The sequence below is a fragment of the Rathayibacter sp. AY1D1 genome, assembly GCF_002932635.1.
GTDB lineage: Bacteria > Actinomycetota > Actinomycetes > Actinomycetales > Microbacteriaceae > Rathayibacter.
This window is the reverse complement of sequence record NZ_PSVY01000045.1, coordinates 1-15,723: the sequence shown is the minus strand read 5'-3', so window position 1 is coordinate 15,723 and position 15,723 is coordinate 1. Positions and strand designations below refer to the sequence as shown.

Here is a 15,723-nt window from a genome sequence, read left to right as displayed (position 1 = left end):
GCACGAGCGCAGCTCGCGCCTCCCGGAACGGGATCCCCGGGGAGCGTGAGGGGCCCGCCCCTCACGGGCTACCTACCTATATAGGTAGGTAGCCCTCGCTCGATCAGCTCGCGGCGGCCGTCTCGGTGGCGGCGGCTCGGGCTGCCTCCACCTCAGCGGCGGTGTGGTGTCCCTGCACGTCGGCGTAGGCGACTTTGTAGGGGCGGGTTCCGTCGTTCCAGTCGAGCGCGACAGTCACGCTCTTGGGGTTCACGCGGGTAACGACGTGCCAGCCGAAGCGGTGCTTGATCATGTCGCCCTTGGCGATCGTGTCGCGGCTGTGGATCGTGACCCGTCCGGCCGCGGCCTGCGCCTCGCGGACGGCGGTCCAGTAGTCGCGCTGGTCTTCGAGCTGCGCGCGCTGGGTGAGCAGCCGCTCCCGGTAGGCGCCCGTCGCGGGGGCGGTCGTCTCGATGTAGCCGCCACCGAAGTTGTGCGAGCTGCCCTCGATCTTCCGCGTGCAGCCGCGAATGTCGGTATCGAGCCGGTCGATGCGGCGGGCCACCATTCCCGGCGCGTAGCGGGATTCGGTGGTCCCGGCGGCGACGTCGGCGCGGGCGCGGGCGCGGGTGGCCTCGCGGTCGGCCTCGACGCTGCGGCCCATCGCGTTGTGGGCCTTCTCGATCGCGTTGCGGTGCCGCGTCTCGGAGTGGTGGCCGATCTTGATCGGCTCGCCACCCTCCGGGAGCCGGTCGAACGCGCGGCGCGCGGCCGCGTCGGCGGTATCGGCGTCCGCGGCGCGGCGCTCGGCCTTCGCGTCGAGCGCGTCGACCCGGGCGGCCTGGCGCTCGATAGTCGCCGCCTCCGCCTCGGCGGTCGAGCGGAACGTCTCTTCGGCTTTGATCGTGACCTCGTGTCCGGCGTCGCGCAGGGCGGTCGCGGCCCGGTTGATGGTCCACCACTTCGGCAGGCGGTCGCGGGACTGCGGGACGTACCAGGCGCCGATGGAGCGGCCCCAGCGCCAGCCGGACGCCTTCAGGATCTCGGCGGTGCCGTCCCCGCGGCTGGTGCCCTCGATGATCGTTCCGGCTTCGGGCGTGTGGGTGATGGTGAGCATGTCGGTTCTCCTTCTCGGTTCGGGGGGGGTCAGTCGTTGTCGCGGTAGTCGGCGGGCGTCTCGCTGCGGTCGTGCAGCGCGTACGCGGCCGGGAACAGGTCGAGCGCTCGCGCGACGTCGACCGGAACGACGACGTAGGCGCCGGAGGCCATGTAGCCGACGCGATCCGCGGGCAGCGCCTCCACGGGCTCGAAGTGCTGCAGCGTCACCCCGGGAAGCCCCGCGCGGCCCTCGCGGGTGACCAGGTGCACGGCCGGGGTCTGCTCGGTCACCGGGTCGCGGCCACCGGCGCCGACGATGACCACCTGACGGGCGGTCCGGCTGATCCCGTCCGCTCCGGGTCCGTGGTACTCGCTCTTGATGACCTCGGTACGGGTGCCGCGCTGCTGGCTCATGGTGTGTCTCCCTCTGGCTGATCGTTTTTCTTTGCCTCTCCGGCGGGGAAGACCGTTTGAGTGGAGGCGGCGGAGTGACGCCGATCACGAGCGATGTGAGGGAGCGCAGCGACCGCGTTCGGGATCGGTGGCACGCAGCCGGTGGAGCGAAATAGGTTGAAACCGCGGAGAGGTGAAGAAAACAGGTGGAACGGGCCGCCGTGGCGGCTTCCAACCTGCGGCGCGCGGCGCCGCTGCGCGAGGGCATCTCGCGCCCCCGGAACGGGCTCGGAAGCGTCTAGGACGCGGGAGGATGGGTACCTGGTAGGCAAGCGGCCGACGACGGGAATCCCATGCACCTGCTCGAGCTGACTATCGGACCGCGCCACTTCTCGCTGCCGGTCGACGTCGATCGCGTCGGGCTCACGCAGCGCCTCGAACAGGCGGCGGCCGCCGGCGGCGCCTTCGTAGAGATCCCGACGTCGCGCGGAACGACCTCAGCGTTCGTGACGCCCGCGACTGCCGTGTTCCTGGACGTCATCGACGCCCCCGACGAGACGGCCGACGGCCTGGACCCGCGGACCTCCTCGATCGACGTCGACCTGGTGGACAGGTTTTCTAAGTGGTGACGACGCCGCTCTAGCGACCGCGGTCGCCGCGGTCCGGCGCTGGCGTCGGTGAGGTGGCCGGGATCGCTCGGTCACCGCGCTCGGGCGCCGTGGTCAGCGCCGTGGTGGAGAAGCTGCGAGAGACGGTCGCCTGAGCCTGCGCGAGGGCGGTGTCGATCAGAGGGCGCCCGAACGCAGTGCGCGACTTGTCGACCTCGACAGTGCGCGGCTGCCCTTCCGCGGGGGTGTTGTAGCGGCGGAATCGCATCACGGTGGAGCCGGTATCGGCCAGCTGCTCGGCGGCGAACTCAGGGAGGGACCGACCTCCCGGGCCGGCATAAACGTTCCTGGCGTACTCGCTGGGCACCCATCGACCGCCGAGCTCGTCGGCGCCGGCGAGGGCGCGTTCGTAGGAGTCCTGCCAGCGGCCGGCGATCCGCGCTTCCGACAGCTCGAACGGCACCTCGACGTCGATCACTTCGACGCTGTAGCCGGCTGCCGCGAACCGCTGCCCCAGCTCGACCGCCTTCTCGGGCGAAGAGAGCACGGTGTCGATCACGACGTTCTGGCCGTCCCGAATGGCCGCGTCGCGGAGTTGGATAGCGAGAATGGAAGACTCTTCGTGCACGAGCGAGGCCAGCTCGAGCGGGAAGAACTTCTCCCCCGCTGCCTCGGCGGCGCGGACCTCGGGCGGCAGGATCGTGCTGTCGTAGGTGCCGTCCTTGATCGCTTCGGTGAGCAGCGCCCGCTTGAACTCGTCGGCGTCGATGGTGAGCCAGGCGTTGCGGTCGGTGCCGAGCACGTCTCGGAGAACGGTCGATTTACCGGCACCAGGCGGGCCGGCAAGGATGATCGCCTTCCGCTCTTGGCGCACGTCAGGGAATTGTGCGCGGTAGTCGGCCACAAAGCGGTCGTGTAGTTGTTGCCGCGCACCACGCGGCTCGTAATCCTGGTCGGCGCCGAGCCGGAACCACTCTCGGTTGTTCACCGTCGCGTGTTCGCTCTTGGGGCTCAGCGGCCCGCCCGCTCGCGCCCATGCACGCACTGTCTCGCGGTGCTTGGCGATCGCTGACGAGTCCTCCCCAGTCACCGACCTTGCTCGCTGTAGCGGTCCAGGATCTCGTCGTATGTGTCGACGTCGATGAGGTGCTCACTCAGAGCGCGTCGCACCTCTGCAAACTCTCCCGCGTCCGCGGTCGTCCAGTCGTAGCCGTCGCTAGCTGACCCCGGACGGTAGGACCAACGGCCGAGCTCATCGATGACCTGCTCCTTCGTCAGCTCCCCCGCGTCGTAGCGCTGAGCAATCTCGTAAGGCGTTGCGCCAGAGAATCCGGGCCGCACGTCCGACACTGCGGCCGCGGACTTCAATGCGCTGTTGACGGAGGGCTGTGAGATTCCAATTTCTTGCGCGAGCTGCCTCTGCGTGGTGTCCTCCGCAGCGCGGCGCAGCGCGCGAAGATATGACACCCGCGTTACGACCTGCAAGCTGCGCAGCTTGCGGATGGTCTCCCCATCGGGCCTCTGAATGATCGACACGGCAACCACCTCCTATAGAACATTCTATCTGAGGAGGCTGGCCGCCGATAGAAGTCAGCGGGCGTGAGCGGTCGCCAGCTCGGCCCAGTGGGTCGTGGCGCGCAGCGAGAGCGCTTCGCGCTTCATCGTCCAGACCGGCCCCTTGCGGATCCCGGCGAGGCCCAGTCCGACCGCGGAGCGGCCGTGGCGTTTCGTCACGGCGTCGATCGTGGCGCCCAGACCCTTGGAGTCGAAAGCCGTATCGAACACGTCGAGGAAGGCGTGGGAGTCCTTCGGCGACAGGTTGGTGAGGATGACGCCGGCCCGCACGTAGCGGGCGCCCTCGCGCAGCCGCGGGCGCAACGTCGCGATCGCGGCCTTGACGATACCCACCGGGTCGTCGGTGGGCACGGGGAAGCCGGCGAGGCCGCCGGCGGACTCGTACGGCGCGTCCGCGAACGGCGACGTCGACGCGAAGACGCTCATCGTCTTCGTCACCGACCCCTGCGCGCGCAGGCGGTGCGCGGCGCGTTGCGCGTAGACGGAGAGCACCTGCTCCATGTCCGCGATCGTCGTCACCGGAGTGGCGAACGAGCGCGAGAAGATCAGCTGATCCCGGACGGTGCGGGCCGCCTCGAGCGGGATGCAGTCGACCCCGCGCAGCTCGTAGACGGAGCGCTGCAGCACCACGGAGAACTTCTTCCGGATCAGCGCCGGGTCGGCATCGCGCAGGTCCCGGATCGTGTGGATGGACAGCTCCGCGAGGCGCTTCCCGGTGCGGCCGGCCACTCCCCACAGCTCAGTGACGTGCTGCGACGCCATGAGCGCGTCGAGCTGATCGGGCGTGTACCAGTCGGTGTCGCAGACCCCGCCGAGGCGCGGGTGCTTCTTCGCTCCGCCCTTGTTGACGAACTTCGCGAGCGTCTTGCTCGGCCCGAACCCGACGCAGACGGGCAGGCCGACGTTCTTGGCGACGGCGGCGCGCATCGCGCGGCCGATCTTCGCCCGCTCCGCCACGTCGCCGTCGACGCCGAGGAAGCTCTCGTCGATCGAGTAGACCTCCTGCCAGGCGGAGTATCGGCCCAGCAGCTCCATCACGCGGGCGGACAGCTCGCCGTACAGCTCGTAGTTGCTCGAGCGGGCGATGACCTCCGGAAGACGGCCGGAGCGGATCAGGGGTTCGATCTTGAACCAGGGGGTGCCGTTCTCGATGCCGAGCTTCTTCACCTCGTCGGAGCGGGCGACCACGCAGCCGTCGTTGTTCGAGAGGACGACAACGGGCCGGCCGGCGAGCTTGGGGTCGAATAGCCGCTCGCAGGAGACGTAGAAGCTGTTCACGTCGACCAGGCCGACGCGCCGCTCAGAGCGCACGGTGCAGCCGGTGGAGACAGACCGTGACGACGCCCCACACCTGGAGGTCACTCAGCTCGGCGACGTGGATCGGCGGGTACTCCGGGTTCTCCGCCCGCAGCACCACTCCCCCGGGGTGCAGCTCGAGGCGCTTGACGGTCAGCTCGCCGTCGAGGATCGCGATGACCACGCTCCCGTGCGTCGGCGTGATCGACCGGTCGACCACGAGCTCGTCGCCGTCGCTGATGCCCGCGCCGGTCATGCTCTCGCCCGAGACGCGGACGATGAACGTCGAGGTCTTGTCCCGGATGAGGTGGTCGTTGAGGTCGAGGGACCCGTCGAAGTAGTCCTGTGCCGGCGACGGGAACCCGGCAGCCACCGCGTCACTGGTGACGAGGAAGGCGACGGCGACGGCGTCCGAGGCCGGAGTCGCGATGCGCTCCACAACGGTCACGCTCATGGTCGGCCCCCTCCTCGTCTCATCGAACATATGTTCGAATGCGTCCGAGTGTAGGTCGGCCCCACCGACACTCGCTCCCAGCCCGCGCACCGAGCGGGATCGGGTGCTCATACCGGGCGAGTCCTACCCAGATACCTATATAGGTATCTGGGTAGTTTGCTAGGTGGATAGATAGCCATATAGGTTTGCGGCATGCAGACAATGATGATCTACAGCGAGAGCGGCGGTGCGACGAAGAGCACCACCGCGGTCTCCCTGGCGATGGTGGCGGCCGAGGAGGGGCGGCGGGTGATCCTGATCGACCTGGATCCGCGTGGCGCGACCACGAAGTGGCTCGACGCGCAGCCCGTCGACGTCGGGCTCGACGTCGGAGCGATCCTGGGTAACGCCGACCCGAGGGGATGGGCGGACGAGCTCGCCGTGCCTTCGCCCTTTCACTCGAACCTTCGAGTGATCCCGTCCGACCGCAGCGTGAGCGCACGCGAAACGGACGATCCCGGAGAAGTCGGGCATCGCTTGGCGGACTCGCTCGAGGATGTGCCTGCGGACCTCGCGATCATCGACTGCCCGAACCGCCAGGGCGGGTCGCTGATCTACAACGCCCTGACGGCGGCGGAGTCAGTGATCTACGCCGCCACGCCCACCGCTGACGGCGTGGACGGATTCATTGGTGCACAGGAGAGTGTGCGCCGCTACAACGACCTCAGCGACCGCGCAGCGGTCGAGGAGGCCGGCATCATCGTTGGCGGCTACAAGGAGACGATCACGCCGCGAGAGGCTACGCACAGCATCGAGCAGATGCGAGAGACGGGGCTTCTCCTGACTCCGCTCGTCCCGCACCGGACCATCGTCGGAGAGGTCCGGTACTCGCACGACTGGTACGGCAACTTCCGCAAGGGCGCACCCGTCGCCGCCGCATACCGTGAACTCGCACGAAAGGTCATCCGATGACGAACGAAGATCGCCCCGCCAGCCTCCCGCGCCGAGCACAGCCGGCGCCCGACCGCAGCGACCCGATCGCGTCCAAGCCTCGTCCGGCTCCGACGCCCGCACCGGCGCCGGTAGCAGCCCCGGTATCGCGGGCGAATGCGGGCACGGCGGCCACGCCGCCGCGGAAGCAGCCCACGGAGGTTCTGCATGTGGACGTCGATGCCGAGCTGTCGTACTACGTCCAAGACCTGCGAGCCGCGACCGGTCGCACTAAGAAGAACATCGTGGAAACGGCCCTGAGCGAGTACCGCGACCGGAACCCGCTCAGCTGAGCCCGAGCCCCTCGAAGATAGCCAGATACCTATATAGGTATCTGGCTATCTTGATTCTCATGCAGAATCTAAATGGCGCTGTTGCACCAGGAGCGAACGGCGGATTCGAATCGCTCTGGATCGGCGTTCCATTCGAGGGCGTGGCCGGCGGGGTCGCTGGCGATCAGCGTCGCATTCACGTGCGCGTTGCTGAACGAACGGGAGTCGCTGAACGGCGTGGTGCGATCACCCCCCGAATGAATCAGGAGCACCGGTATGCGTAGTGGTGCGGCTGCGTCTATCCAGTCGAGTGCTTTGAAGTTGAGAGGAACTGGTGAGCCCAGTAGACGACTGACACCGCGGGCGCCGAGAGCCCATGTGGCGGCCGCAGCGACGACACGGGGGACTCCGGCGTTAGCGGCGCTGAAGAGCACGCTGTTGCGCCAACTGAGGACGGGGGAGACAAGGATCAAGCCTGCGATTCTGGATCGGTGCGACGAGCTCGTGGCGAGGCGCAACGCCATTGAGGCGCCGCTGGACCAGCCGACGAGGACGACCCGGCGCGCTCCCCGCTCGAGAGCGAGCGCGATCGCAGCGTCGACGTCGACCCATTCGGTCTGACCGAGCGTGAACGCATTGAGTGGCGCCGTTGGGCCTTCTCCGTCACCGCGGAAGGAAGGCACCAGTGAGGTGTAGCCGGTGCCTCTGAGTGCATGCACGGAGCGAAAGGCAGCGTCTCGGCCGGACAGACTGCCGTGGATGTGGATCGCCCAAGTGTCTGCGGCGTCTCCTTTGCCGGAAAACAACCAGGCAGGCGCCTGTCCAAGCTCGGTTTCGACGGTCACCTCGCGGGCGTCCGGGTCGAGTTCTCGGGCCGTCGCGAACACATTCCCGATGGGTCGACTCAGGGAGCCGGCCGTGGGGGAGGGGGCATCAGCATTGAGTGTGAGGATGCGTTCGATCCCGTCTGGTCCGCTTCGCAGGATCGGACCGAGGACCGCGTGGCGGGTTTCGTCGTCGTAGAGCAGGCCGAGCTTGCCGTTCTGCTTCGTGATCGGAGTAGGACCGAGGACGATGCGATCGGGCGTCGGAACCGCGACGATCGGTGTTGGGCGGCTGCGCTGCGGTCGGATGACACGGCGCGCAACGGTGGCGACGACCGCGGCTCCGGCGACGCCGACACCAACTGCGGGGATCGCGACCCAGAGTGCGCTCACCGGCTATGCGGCCTTCCGGAAGCCGCCGCCGATCACTCGCGGAGTGAACGCCTGGTCGGGAGCGATGAGCGTGCGGACCCGAGCGACAGCTGCATTCTCGTCAAAGGTGAACGCGCCCTCTCCGCGAACCTCAGCGTTCTTCGTGAGCACGAGGATCTGTTGAGCGTGTGCGATCAATCGCCGGTCGCTCAGGTAGGTCGTGAACGGTGGTCGCTCGATGAGGCCGTGTCGGACGGCGGCCTTCGATGCTCGAGCGACGTCGATCCGGCGACGGAGAGGAACGACGATCGCCGTCCACCCGATGCCGAGCATGATGATGAGAAGACCGAGGAAGAACGGTATCTCAGCGGCGTTCCACGCGGAGTAGCGGAAGGCGTCTCCGCCGTAGCCGAAGTGAGAGGCTGTGAGGAAGGCAATCTCGATCAAGCAGCCGATCGTGGTGATGGCGAATCCGGTGATGAAGACGAGCTGAACCCCGCGCCAGTTGCGACGCGCGTTGATGATCGAGGAGACGGATAGCCACACGAGAGTCGCCATGTAGGCCGATCCGTAGAGCCAGACGGCGGTCTGGTCGAGGCGGTCGATGATGAAGTCGACGCTTGTGCGGCCCCGGTTGCCGATCAGCAGGAACGGCACGATGTAGGAGCCGAACATGATCGCCAGGCCCCACCGACTGCCGACGCGGCCTTCGCCGCCGGCGCGCCGTCCGAGCGCTTCGCGGAAGAACCAGAAGGCCGATGCTGCTGCCAGGTCGCGGACGAGGGTGATGACGTTGGTGCCACCCAGTAGCGCGTCATATGTGAAGAAGGGGATGGGGAATCCGTAGGTGGAGAGTGCGACGGCACCGCTCACCGTGGCCCAGAAAGCGGGACGCGCTGCGGGCTTCGCTGCGGCGCGAGGAGCCCGCACAAGCACCAGCGCAATGAGAAGCGCTAGGCAAACCTGTTGGATCATCCGAAATACGTTTCTTCGCTCGTCCGATTGAGTGTCTGGATACGGCGGACCATCGCGAAAGCTACTTCCTCGATGGCAATCTCCGCCTTCGCTTCTGTGCTTTCTGGATCATCTGTCGGGGCACAGAGGTGTGTGGCTCCGTGCCGCCGGCCCGGATGGATCAGCCGCGGGATCTGCTCGCTGAACCAGGCGTCCGGAGCGTAGACGAAGAGGATGTGCGCAAGCTCATGGCACGCGTTCTGGCTCTGGTAGTGGAGCTCGTCGCTCTCTCGGCAGACGACGGTGCCGAACTCGGCTGTGTCGATCCAGAGCCCTGTCACTGATTTGAGGTCAGCGCTGGCGGAGGCGATCAGATAGATCGGCTTGCCGTAGACCTTCTCGACGGACGATTGAAGATCGTCCCACGTCGCGGCGGCCGGAAGTCCGAGCCTGCTCACGAACTCGTCGGCCGCCTGAACGATCGATCCACTGCGGCCTTGGCCACTGCGGCGGAGCATCCGCCACCGGCCGCGACCTCGTTCCGTGGAGTCTGACGGCATCGATGGACTCCGTTCGCCTGGCCGGGAGAAGCTCATCCACTTTAGACGGCATTCCGGGCGCGAGCGGAGCTGCGTGGCCCTACAGGACGGCGCGGCCGGCTATCGACGTAGCTCGGTGACGATTTCGGACACGACGGCGGCGATGCCGCGTAGCTCGTCGGGCTCGATTGTTCCGAGCGATCGGGCGGCGACGCGCTCGATGCCGAGCGAGCGCATGGTGCCGTCGAACCCGAGGCGGGCTTCCACGGCCTCGACCAGCTCGGGGTCGTCTCTGAGCAAGTAGTCGGGGTCGACGTCGAGTGCTTCGGCCACGGCGAAGAGCACTTCGACTCGTGGTGCCGAGGGGAGTTGCCCGGCCATGAGCAGGCCCCATTCCTGGCGATCGATCGAGGCCCCGCTGAGGAGAAGGATCTCGGAAATTCTGGTGCGGGAGGTAGTGGCGTCGAGGCCTCGTGAAGTGAAGACCAGTGAGAGACGACGCGCCAATTCGGCGGGACGTAGAGCGCTGGATTCCTCAGTCGGCATGGATTCGCCGTCTGTGACGTAGCTGACCAGTTCCTTAAAGGCTACTCGGCCCTGAAGCTGCTTCACGAGCGAGTCCAAATCGGCGTTCGTGGCGTGCGCGAGCGCGAGAAGAACAGGGACAGGCATGTCCCGTTCTCCCTTGATGTACCGAAGGACGGTCCGGTAGGGCAGGCCGGCTCGCTCAGCCGCGGCCTTCACGTTGAAACCGGCGTCGTAGATGGCGCTCTTGACGGCCTCGCCTATGACGGCATTGACGTTCGTTGAGTCCACCTCCACACCACGATTCTAGGTCGGCGGCTACCGACGTGCCGTCAGTGTAGACAGTCAGTGTCCCATTTGGGCATCTACGAGTGTCCAAACGGGCAGTTTGGGACTAGATTGTGATGAAGGCAACGAGGGGAACCAACGACATGAAGCACACGAAGCACACCGGCACCGGCCTCTGCGCCGCGATGGCCGCTGCGGCTGTGCTCGCATTGGCAGGGTGCTCGGGCGCTGCTCCCGAAACAGCACGAACTGCACCGACGCCGACCGCCCAGATCCCTTCTGCATCGGGCTCGACTGCGGCCAGCACGGCTGAGGCGACGCCGACTGCGGCCGCCGCTCCGGTCGACTCTGAGCCGGTTCCCGTTCCGGGAGTCGAGAACGACGCGCTTGCCCTCGCGGCCTCGGCAGTGACGGCGTTCTGCCGCCCGACGCTCGACTACGACACCTGGATCGCGGAGCTCTACCCGTTCCTGACTCAGCAAGCGGCGATCGCCTACGAGACGGTCGATCCGATGAACGTGCCCTGCACGTCGTTGACCGGCGATGCTCGGGTCCGGGACGGCGACGGCACGTTCACCATTCGCGTTCTGGTGCCCACCGACGCTGGGGACTACTCGGTCTACGTCCACCGTGCTGTAGAGACGGCGCCCTGGGGCGTCGAGCAGATCACCCCCCTGGCCTCGGAGTAGGCCGGTGCAGAAGGGGGGAATTGGGGTACTGGCGGCGGTTATGGTGCCGATCGTCACCGTGGCGCTACTGCTGTGGGTGCTGTTCTTCGGCGGATCGGCCGCGGCCGCATGCCTACCTGGTGGAGGCCCGGTCAACGTGTCCGCGATCCCGGCGGACGCGAAGGTCGGGGCCTACGGGCACGACCAGCTCGTGAACGCAGCACTGATCGTCAATGCAGGTGCAGCGAAGGGGCTCGGCGCGGACGGGCAGACGCTCGGTGTCCAGACGGCGATCGGGGAGTCCTCGCTGGTGAATATCACCTACGGCGACGGCGCGATCAACCCGGACGGATCGGTCGCTGACTCGATCGGCCTGTTCCAGCAGCAGTCGAGCTGGGGCACCGTCGAGCAGCGCATGGACCCGACGACCTCGGCGGGCTTCTTCTACGACCGCCTCGTGGCCGTCGAGGGCTGGCCGGCAATGGAGCCCTCCATCGCGATCAACAAGGTCCAGCGCAACGCCGACCCGAACCACTACACGAAGTACCGCGCCGACGCCGTGGCGATCATGACCTACCTGAACGGGCTCGGTAGCAGCACGACGGGGCCGGCGACGACCGGCGCACCGGTCAGTGTTCCGTCGACGCCGACCAGCACCACGCCTACGACGGCTGCGCCGGTCGGTGGATGCGTAGCCGTGTCCGGAGACGCGCAGGCCCTCGCCGCCGGACTCGTGACGGCGATGGACGAGGGGCGCCTGCGCCTACTCGAGGACCGCTACGCGCAGCAGATCCGCGACATGGCCGCCGGGACCGCCAAAGAGAACTGCGGCATCGACGTCCGGATCCTCCAGGTCATCACCATCGCGCTGAACACGTTCGGGAAGGTCGGCGTCTCCGACCTCAACCGACAGTGCACCGGCTCGCTCCTGGGCGCAGGCACCGGCTCCTCGCACTGGATCAATGGCGGCGGTCACGCGGTCGACTTCTTCTCCTTCGACGGCACGGCCACCACCGGCTGCGACCCCAACGCGCTGAAACTCCTCACCGTTCTGGACCCGCAGGTGCCCCAGGGCTCCCGGGCCGGCCAAATCCAGTGCCGCTCGACCAGCTACGAGCACATCACTCAGTTCACCGATACCCCGAACCACCTCCACTTCGACGTGGGGTTCGCGGACGGACCCCTCACCACCGGATAACCGGACCTCTTCGGCGTCGCGACCGCGACGTCGATCCCCCCAGCACCACCAACGAAACGGAGCACCTCATGTCCCTGCTCGCAGCGACGACCGACATCCTCACCACCGCAGGCGCGCTCGGCGCCGTCGTGCCCGACCCGGGACCCGGCGGCATGCCCCCCGGGTTCGAGGCCTTTACCACCGTCATGGGCTGGGCCAAGTGGGTCGGCCTCGGCGTCGCCGTCGTCGGCCTGATCATCCTCGGCGTCACCATGACCGTCTCCGCCCGCCGCGGCGAAGGCGGAGAGATCGGCGGCTGGCTCGGCCGCCTGCTCGTCGGCGTGATCATCGTGTCCGCCGCGTTCACGATCGTCGGCTTCCTCATGGGCGCGTAGCGTCCGGAGGAAACCGACCGCATCACCAACGAAAGGCACGACGTCATGAGCGACACGGAGTCCCGCAACCCGTTCACCAGTCGAGGATTCATCTTCGGAGCCATCATCTTCGGAGTCCTCGTGCTGGCGGCGATCCTCCTCGCGATTACGTCCCTGGGCGGAGGTGGCGGGCAGAGTGCTCCCGCCACCTCCGCGACGCCCGCCGTCACCGCCTCACCGGAAACCGACACCGCCGCAGCAAGCGTCTGCAACCTTCCCGGTTACGACGAGAGCGGAACGCTCTCGACGGCACCTGTCACCGACTGGACCATCGTCGGCACGATGGCCGCACCGTCGTCGGACACCGCCGGCCCCGGCGTGATCGGAGAGGACGGGCTGCGCAGCTGCTACGCGCACACCGTCGAAGGATCGCTCTTCTCGGTGGCGAACCTCTGGGCGATGGGAACGGATGGGCGCCTGGCCGACGCCGTTCTCGAGCGCCAGACCGCGCCTGGCGCTGGTCGCGATGCCGCGATCGCCGCGGACATTCCCCAGAGCAACACCGGAGGCAGTGTCCAGATCGTCGGCTTCCGCGTGAGCTCGTACACCGCGGACGAAGCCACGATCGACATCGCCTTCCGCTCTAACACCAATCAGCTCCTCAGCTTCCCCGCTCCCGTGACGTGGGTCGACGGCGACTGGAAGTCGGTGTTGACCGCTGACGGTCAGCCGCCGTTCCGTCCGACCGCACTCACCAGCTTGGGCGGCTATATCCCTTGGGCAGGTACCGAATGACAGTGACTCCACCCGCAGGCGAGCCCTGCGCAGCGTGGGACGTCGTGTGCTGGTCATCAGCAGGCATCGGCGAAGTCGTCTCGAAGGCGTCTAACGACGCCTTGCAGCAGTTCGTGAACAACATCTTGGAGGGCTTCGGCAAAGCGGTCGTCTCGCTCGGCACCCTCTGGGTGAACGTTCCCTCCCCGGTGACCGTGGTCGACCGGGGAGGCGGCGTTAACGGTGGCGGTACCCCGCCCCTGCCGGAAGCGTTCGAGACGATCCTCGGCTACGTGACGTGGGTCGCGGCGGGCCTCGCGGTCATGTCGCTCATCATCGCCGGCGTCATGATGAGCACCCGTCGCCGCCACGGCGACGGCGAGGCGCACATGGGACGCATCGGCGTCATCATCTTCGCCGTCTTCCTGCTCTCCTCCGCCTCAGCGCTCGTCACGGGGTTCCTACCCCTGGCGCTGCACCTCAACGAATCTTCGAGCGTCGTCGGCTGGGTGCAAGGGCAGCTCGAGTGGTACGCCGGAGGACTCGCGATCCTGTCGATCCTCGTCGCCGCCGGCCGCATGGTCTGGACGCAGCGTGCGGGCGAGTTGCGCACCCTCGCCCGGTCGGTACTGACGCTGATCGCCGTCGCCGGCGCGGGACTCGTCGTGATCCGTCTCGCCACGCAGGCAGGCGACGCCTTCTCGATCTGGATCCTCAACAACTCCACCGACTGCGACGTCACCAACGGTGAGAGCAACTGCTTCGGCACGAACATCTTCGCGATGATTTCGCTGACCGCAACGTCGGGTATCGGCCTCATCGGCTTGTTCCTCCTCGGCATCCTCGCCGTGCTCATGACCTACGTTCAGATCGCGCTCATGGTGTTCCGCGGCGCGATGCTCGTCGTCCTCGCCGGCATCTTCCCGATCGCTGCGGCCGCGACCAATACGGAAATCGGGCAGCAGTGGTTCAAGAAGACGATGGCCTGGACCCTCGCCTTCATCCTCTACAAGCCCGCCGCGGCGATCGTCTACGCGATCGCGTTCCGGATGACCGGCACTGATCTGTTCAAGTCGGACGGGACCGGGCTGTTCCAGATCGTCACGGGCCTCGCGCTGATGCTCATCGCGCTCGTGGCCCTGCCCGCGCTGATGCGCTTCCTCGTCCCCGCTGTCGCCTCGGTGGGCGGTGGCGGTGGCGGTGCAGGCCTCCTGCTCGGTGCGGCCGCGGCCGGTGGAGCGGCGGAGATTGCCAGCGGAGCAATCCGCTCGCGCAGCGGAGGCGACAGCGGCGGGGGCGGAGGGTCGCCCGGCGGCGGTGGCTTCGGCTCCGCACCGTCCGGCAGTAGCGCCTCCGCCGGCAGCAAGGGGTCACCCGCGGCGACTCCGGCCGCCTCCGGTGCAGGCGGCGGCGCAGCAGCAGGCGGTGGCGCAGCTGGCGGAGCTGCGGCCGGCGGTGGTGCGGCAGCGGGCGGTGCGGCGGCAGGCGGTGGTGCCGCAGCCGCGGCAGGAGGCCCGATCGGTGTCGGCCTTGCGGTGGCAGGGAAGGCCGCCGAAGGCGCGAAGCACGCAGCAGGGGCGGTCAAGGCCGCCACGGACGACGCCACTGGCGGCAACGGAAGCGGGAACTGATGAGCACGGCAACTCCTACGCGCAGCGCTGAGGCGCCGCGCACGTACGGCAATTGGCGTCGCCCGCAGACTGCGGGACTCGGCGGCCTCGGACAGCTCGCCACGGGCGTGCTGTTCGTCGGCATCCTCTCCTCGATCATCGCGTCGATGTTCTCCGGCCTCGTGGCCGCGCTGATCGTCGCCGCGATCTTCGGCGGGATCTTGCTGACGGTTTCGGTGAAGGACAAGCACGGGCAGAGCGCCCTCGGAAGGACGGTGAATCGCGTGAACTGGATGCGGACGAAGGCCAAGGGAGCGAACGTCTACCGTTCAGGTCCCGCGGGTCGGGCGAAATGGGGCACCTTCCAGCTCCCCGGACTCGCTGCGGCGTCGCAGCTCTCCGAGCACGAGGACTCGCACGGGCGCCGATTCGCTCTCGTGCACGTCCCCTCCACCAAGCACTACACCGTCGTAATCGCTACCGAGCCGGACGGCGCCGCGCTGGTGGATCAGGAGCAGGTCAACAACCAGGTCGCGGAGTACGGCATTTGGCTCTCCAACCTTGGAGACGAGCCCGGCATCGAGGCCGCCTCCGTCACCGTCGAGACGGCCCCCGACACCGGTACGCGCCTGCGCTCGGAGGTCGAGGGGTCGATGGACCCGGATGCGCCGGAGTTCGCTCGAGCGATGCTCTCGGAGGTCGTGAGCAGCTACCCGGTCGGGTCTGCCACGATCCGCGCCTACGTCGCGATCACCTTCTCTTCCCTGTCTCGCATCGGCGGGAAGCGCCGCAACGCGAAGGAGGTCGCCGCCGACCTCGCCGCCCGCCTGCCCGGCCTGACGACGAGCCTTGCCGCGACAGGGGCCGGCGCTGCCCGGCCGCTCGGTGCTCAGGAGCTGTGCGAGGTGATCCGGATCGCCTACGACCCCGCCGCCGCCGTCCTGATCGATGAGGCCCGCGCCTCCGGGGACGTG

At 67.7% G+C, this 15,723-nt stretch carries 19 protein-coding genes; 9 read left to right on the top strand and 10 right to left on the bottom strand.

Annotated elements, in window-relative coordinates; all coding sequences use genetic code 11:
• Positions 1-103: 103 nt before the first annotated feature.
• Both C5C56_RS16615 and C5C56_RS16610 read right to left on the bottom strand, forming a co-directional pair.
• Positions 104-1,096 (bottom strand): DUF3560 domain-containing protein, encoded by a 993-nt coding sequence (locus C5C56_RS16615; protein WP_104234444.1) that lies wholly within the window; start codon positions 1,094-1,096, stop codon positions 104-106.
• A 29-nt stretch (positions 1,097-1,125) separates the two neighbouring features.
• A complete protein-coding gene (locus C5C56_RS16610) occupies positions 1,126-1,491 on the bottom strand; it encodes a hypothetical protein (RefSeq protein ID WP_104234443.1) in 366 nt (121 codons plus the stop codon).
• Between the two features lie 332 nt (positions 1,492-1,823).
• Between C5C56_RS16610 and C5C56_RS16605 the strand changes: the two genes are divergently transcribed.
• A complete protein-coding gene (locus C5C56_RS16605; protein WP_104234442.1) occupies positions 1,824-2,099 on the top strand; it encodes a hypothetical protein in 276 nt (91 codons plus the stop codon).
• Between the two features lie 10 nt (positions 2,100-2,109).
• Here C5C56_RS16605 and C5C56_RS16600 read toward each other — a convergent pair whose 3' ends face one another.
• From C5C56_RS16600 to C5C56_RS16585, 4 genes are read right to left on the bottom strand one after another with little or no spacing between them, the layout of a single operon-like run.
• Complete coding sequence (locus C5C56_RS16600; protein ID WP_181028843.1) at positions 2,110-3,168, bottom strand: zeta toxin family protein; 1,059 nt, start codon at positions 3,166-3,168, stop codon at positions 2,110-2,112.
• Complete coding sequence (locus tag C5C56_RS16595) at positions 3,165-3,614, bottom strand: winged helix-turn-helix transcriptional regulator (RefSeq protein ID WP_104234441.1); 450 nt, start codon at positions 3,612-3,614, stop codon at positions 3,165-3,167. Before C5C56_RS16595 ends, C5C56_RS16600 begins: the two co-directional genes overlap by 4 nt.
• 54 nt (positions 3,615-3,668) lie before the next feature.
• Positions 3,669-4,964, bottom strand: a complete 1,296-nt coding sequence (locus tag C5C56_RS16590) for a Y-family DNA polymerase (RefSeq protein WP_104234440.1) — start codon at positions 4,962-4,964, stop codon at positions 3,669-3,671.
• Positions 4,954-5,403, bottom strand: coding sequence for a LexA family transcriptional regulator (locus tag C5C56_RS16585; protein ID WP_104234439.1), 450 nt, complete (start codon positions 5,401-5,403; stop codon positions 4,954-4,956). The genes C5C56_RS16590 and C5C56_RS16585 overlap by 11 nt, the downstream gene beginning before the upstream one ends.
• Before the next feature lie 192 nt (positions 5,404-5,595).
• Between C5C56_RS16585 and C5C56_RS16580 the strand changes: the two genes are divergently transcribed.
• Together C5C56_RS16580 and C5C56_RS17690 are read left to right on the top strand one after the other, a co-directional pair.
• Positions 5,596-6,354 (top strand): ParA family protein, encoded by a 759-nt coding sequence (locus C5C56_RS16580; RefSeq protein ID WP_104234438.1) that lies wholly within the window; start codon positions 5,596-5,598, stop codon positions 6,352-6,354.
• Positions 6,351-6,665 (top strand): hypothetical protein, encoded by a 315-nt coding sequence (locus tag C5C56_RS17690; protein ID WP_146079344.1) that lies wholly within the window; start codon positions 6,351-6,353, stop codon positions 6,663-6,665. Before C5C56_RS16580 ends, C5C56_RS17690 begins: the two co-directional genes overlap by 4 nt.
• Positions 6,666-6,733: 68 nt before the next feature.
• On the opposite strand, the gene C5C56_RS16575 is transcribed toward C5C56_RS17690, so the two are convergent.
• The 4 genes from C5C56_RS16575 to C5C56_RS16560 all read right to left on the bottom strand — a co-directional run bounded on the left by C5C56_RS16575 (position 6,734) and on the right by C5C56_RS16560 (position 10,155).
• Positions 6,734-7,861, bottom strand: coding sequence for a S9 family peptidase (locus tag C5C56_RS16575; protein ID WP_104234437.1), 1,128 nt, complete (start codon positions 7,859-7,861; stop codon positions 6,734-6,736).
• Between the two features lie 3 nt (positions 7,862-7,864).
• Positions 7,865-8,815, bottom strand: a complete 951-nt coding sequence (locus tag C5C56_RS16570) for a hypothetical protein (RefSeq protein ID WP_104234436.1) — start codon at positions 8,813-8,815, stop codon at positions 7,865-7,867.
• Positions 8,812-9,354, bottom strand: coding sequence for a hypothetical protein (locus C5C56_RS16565; RefSeq protein WP_146079343.1), 543 nt, complete (start codon positions 9,352-9,354; stop codon positions 8,812-8,814). Before C5C56_RS16565 ends, C5C56_RS16570 begins: the two co-directional genes overlap by 4 nt.
• A 99-nt stretch (positions 9,355-9,453) precedes the next feature.
• A complete protein-coding gene (locus C5C56_RS16560) occupies positions 9,454-10,155 on the bottom strand; it encodes a helix-turn-helix transcriptional regulator (protein WP_104234434.1) in 702 nt (233 codons plus the stop codon).
• A gap of 134 nt (positions 10,156-10,289) precedes the next feature.
• Here C5C56_RS16560 and C5C56_RS17685 point away from each other — a divergent pair, with 134 nt between their 5' ends.
• The 6 genes from C5C56_RS17685 to C5C56_RS16530 form a co-directional block, all read left to right on the top strand.
• Positions 10,290-10,835 (top strand): hypothetical protein, encoded by a 546-nt coding sequence (locus C5C56_RS17685; protein WP_146079342.1) that lies wholly within the window; start codon positions 10,290-10,292, stop codon positions 10,833-10,835.
• Positions 10,836-10,893: 58 nt separating this feature from the next.
• The gene (locus C5C56_RS16550; RefSeq protein WP_258065705.1) at positions 10,894-12,012 is read left to right on the top strand and encodes a hypothetical protein; all 1,119 of its coding nucleotides are present in this window, start codon (positions 10,894-10,896) and stop codon (positions 12,010-12,012) included.
• Between the two features lie 68 nt (positions 12,013-12,080).
• A complete protein-coding gene (locus C5C56_RS16545) occupies positions 12,081-12,386 on the top strand; it encodes a hypothetical protein (protein ID WP_104234431.1) in 306 nt (101 codons plus the stop codon).
• 45 nt (positions 12,387-12,431) lie between these two features.
• Positions 12,432-13,160 carry a hypothetical protein gene (locus C5C56_RS16540; RefSeq protein ID WP_104234430.1) on the top strand — a complete coding sequence of 243 codons (729 nt, stop codon included), beginning with the start codon at positions 12,432-12,434 and terminating at the stop codon, positions 13,158-13,160.
• Positions 13,161-13,162: 2 nt separating this feature from the next.
• Positions 13,163-14,770, top strand: coding sequence for a hypothetical protein (locus C5C56_RS16535; protein WP_146079341.1), 1,608 nt, complete (start codon positions 13,163-13,165; stop codon positions 14,768-14,770).
• A partial coding sequence (locus C5C56_RS16530) for an SCO6880 family protein (protein WP_374954282.1) occupies positions 14,770-15,723 on the top strand: 954 nt, incomplete at its 3' end. The genes C5C56_RS16535 and C5C56_RS16530, both read left to right, overlap by 1 nt.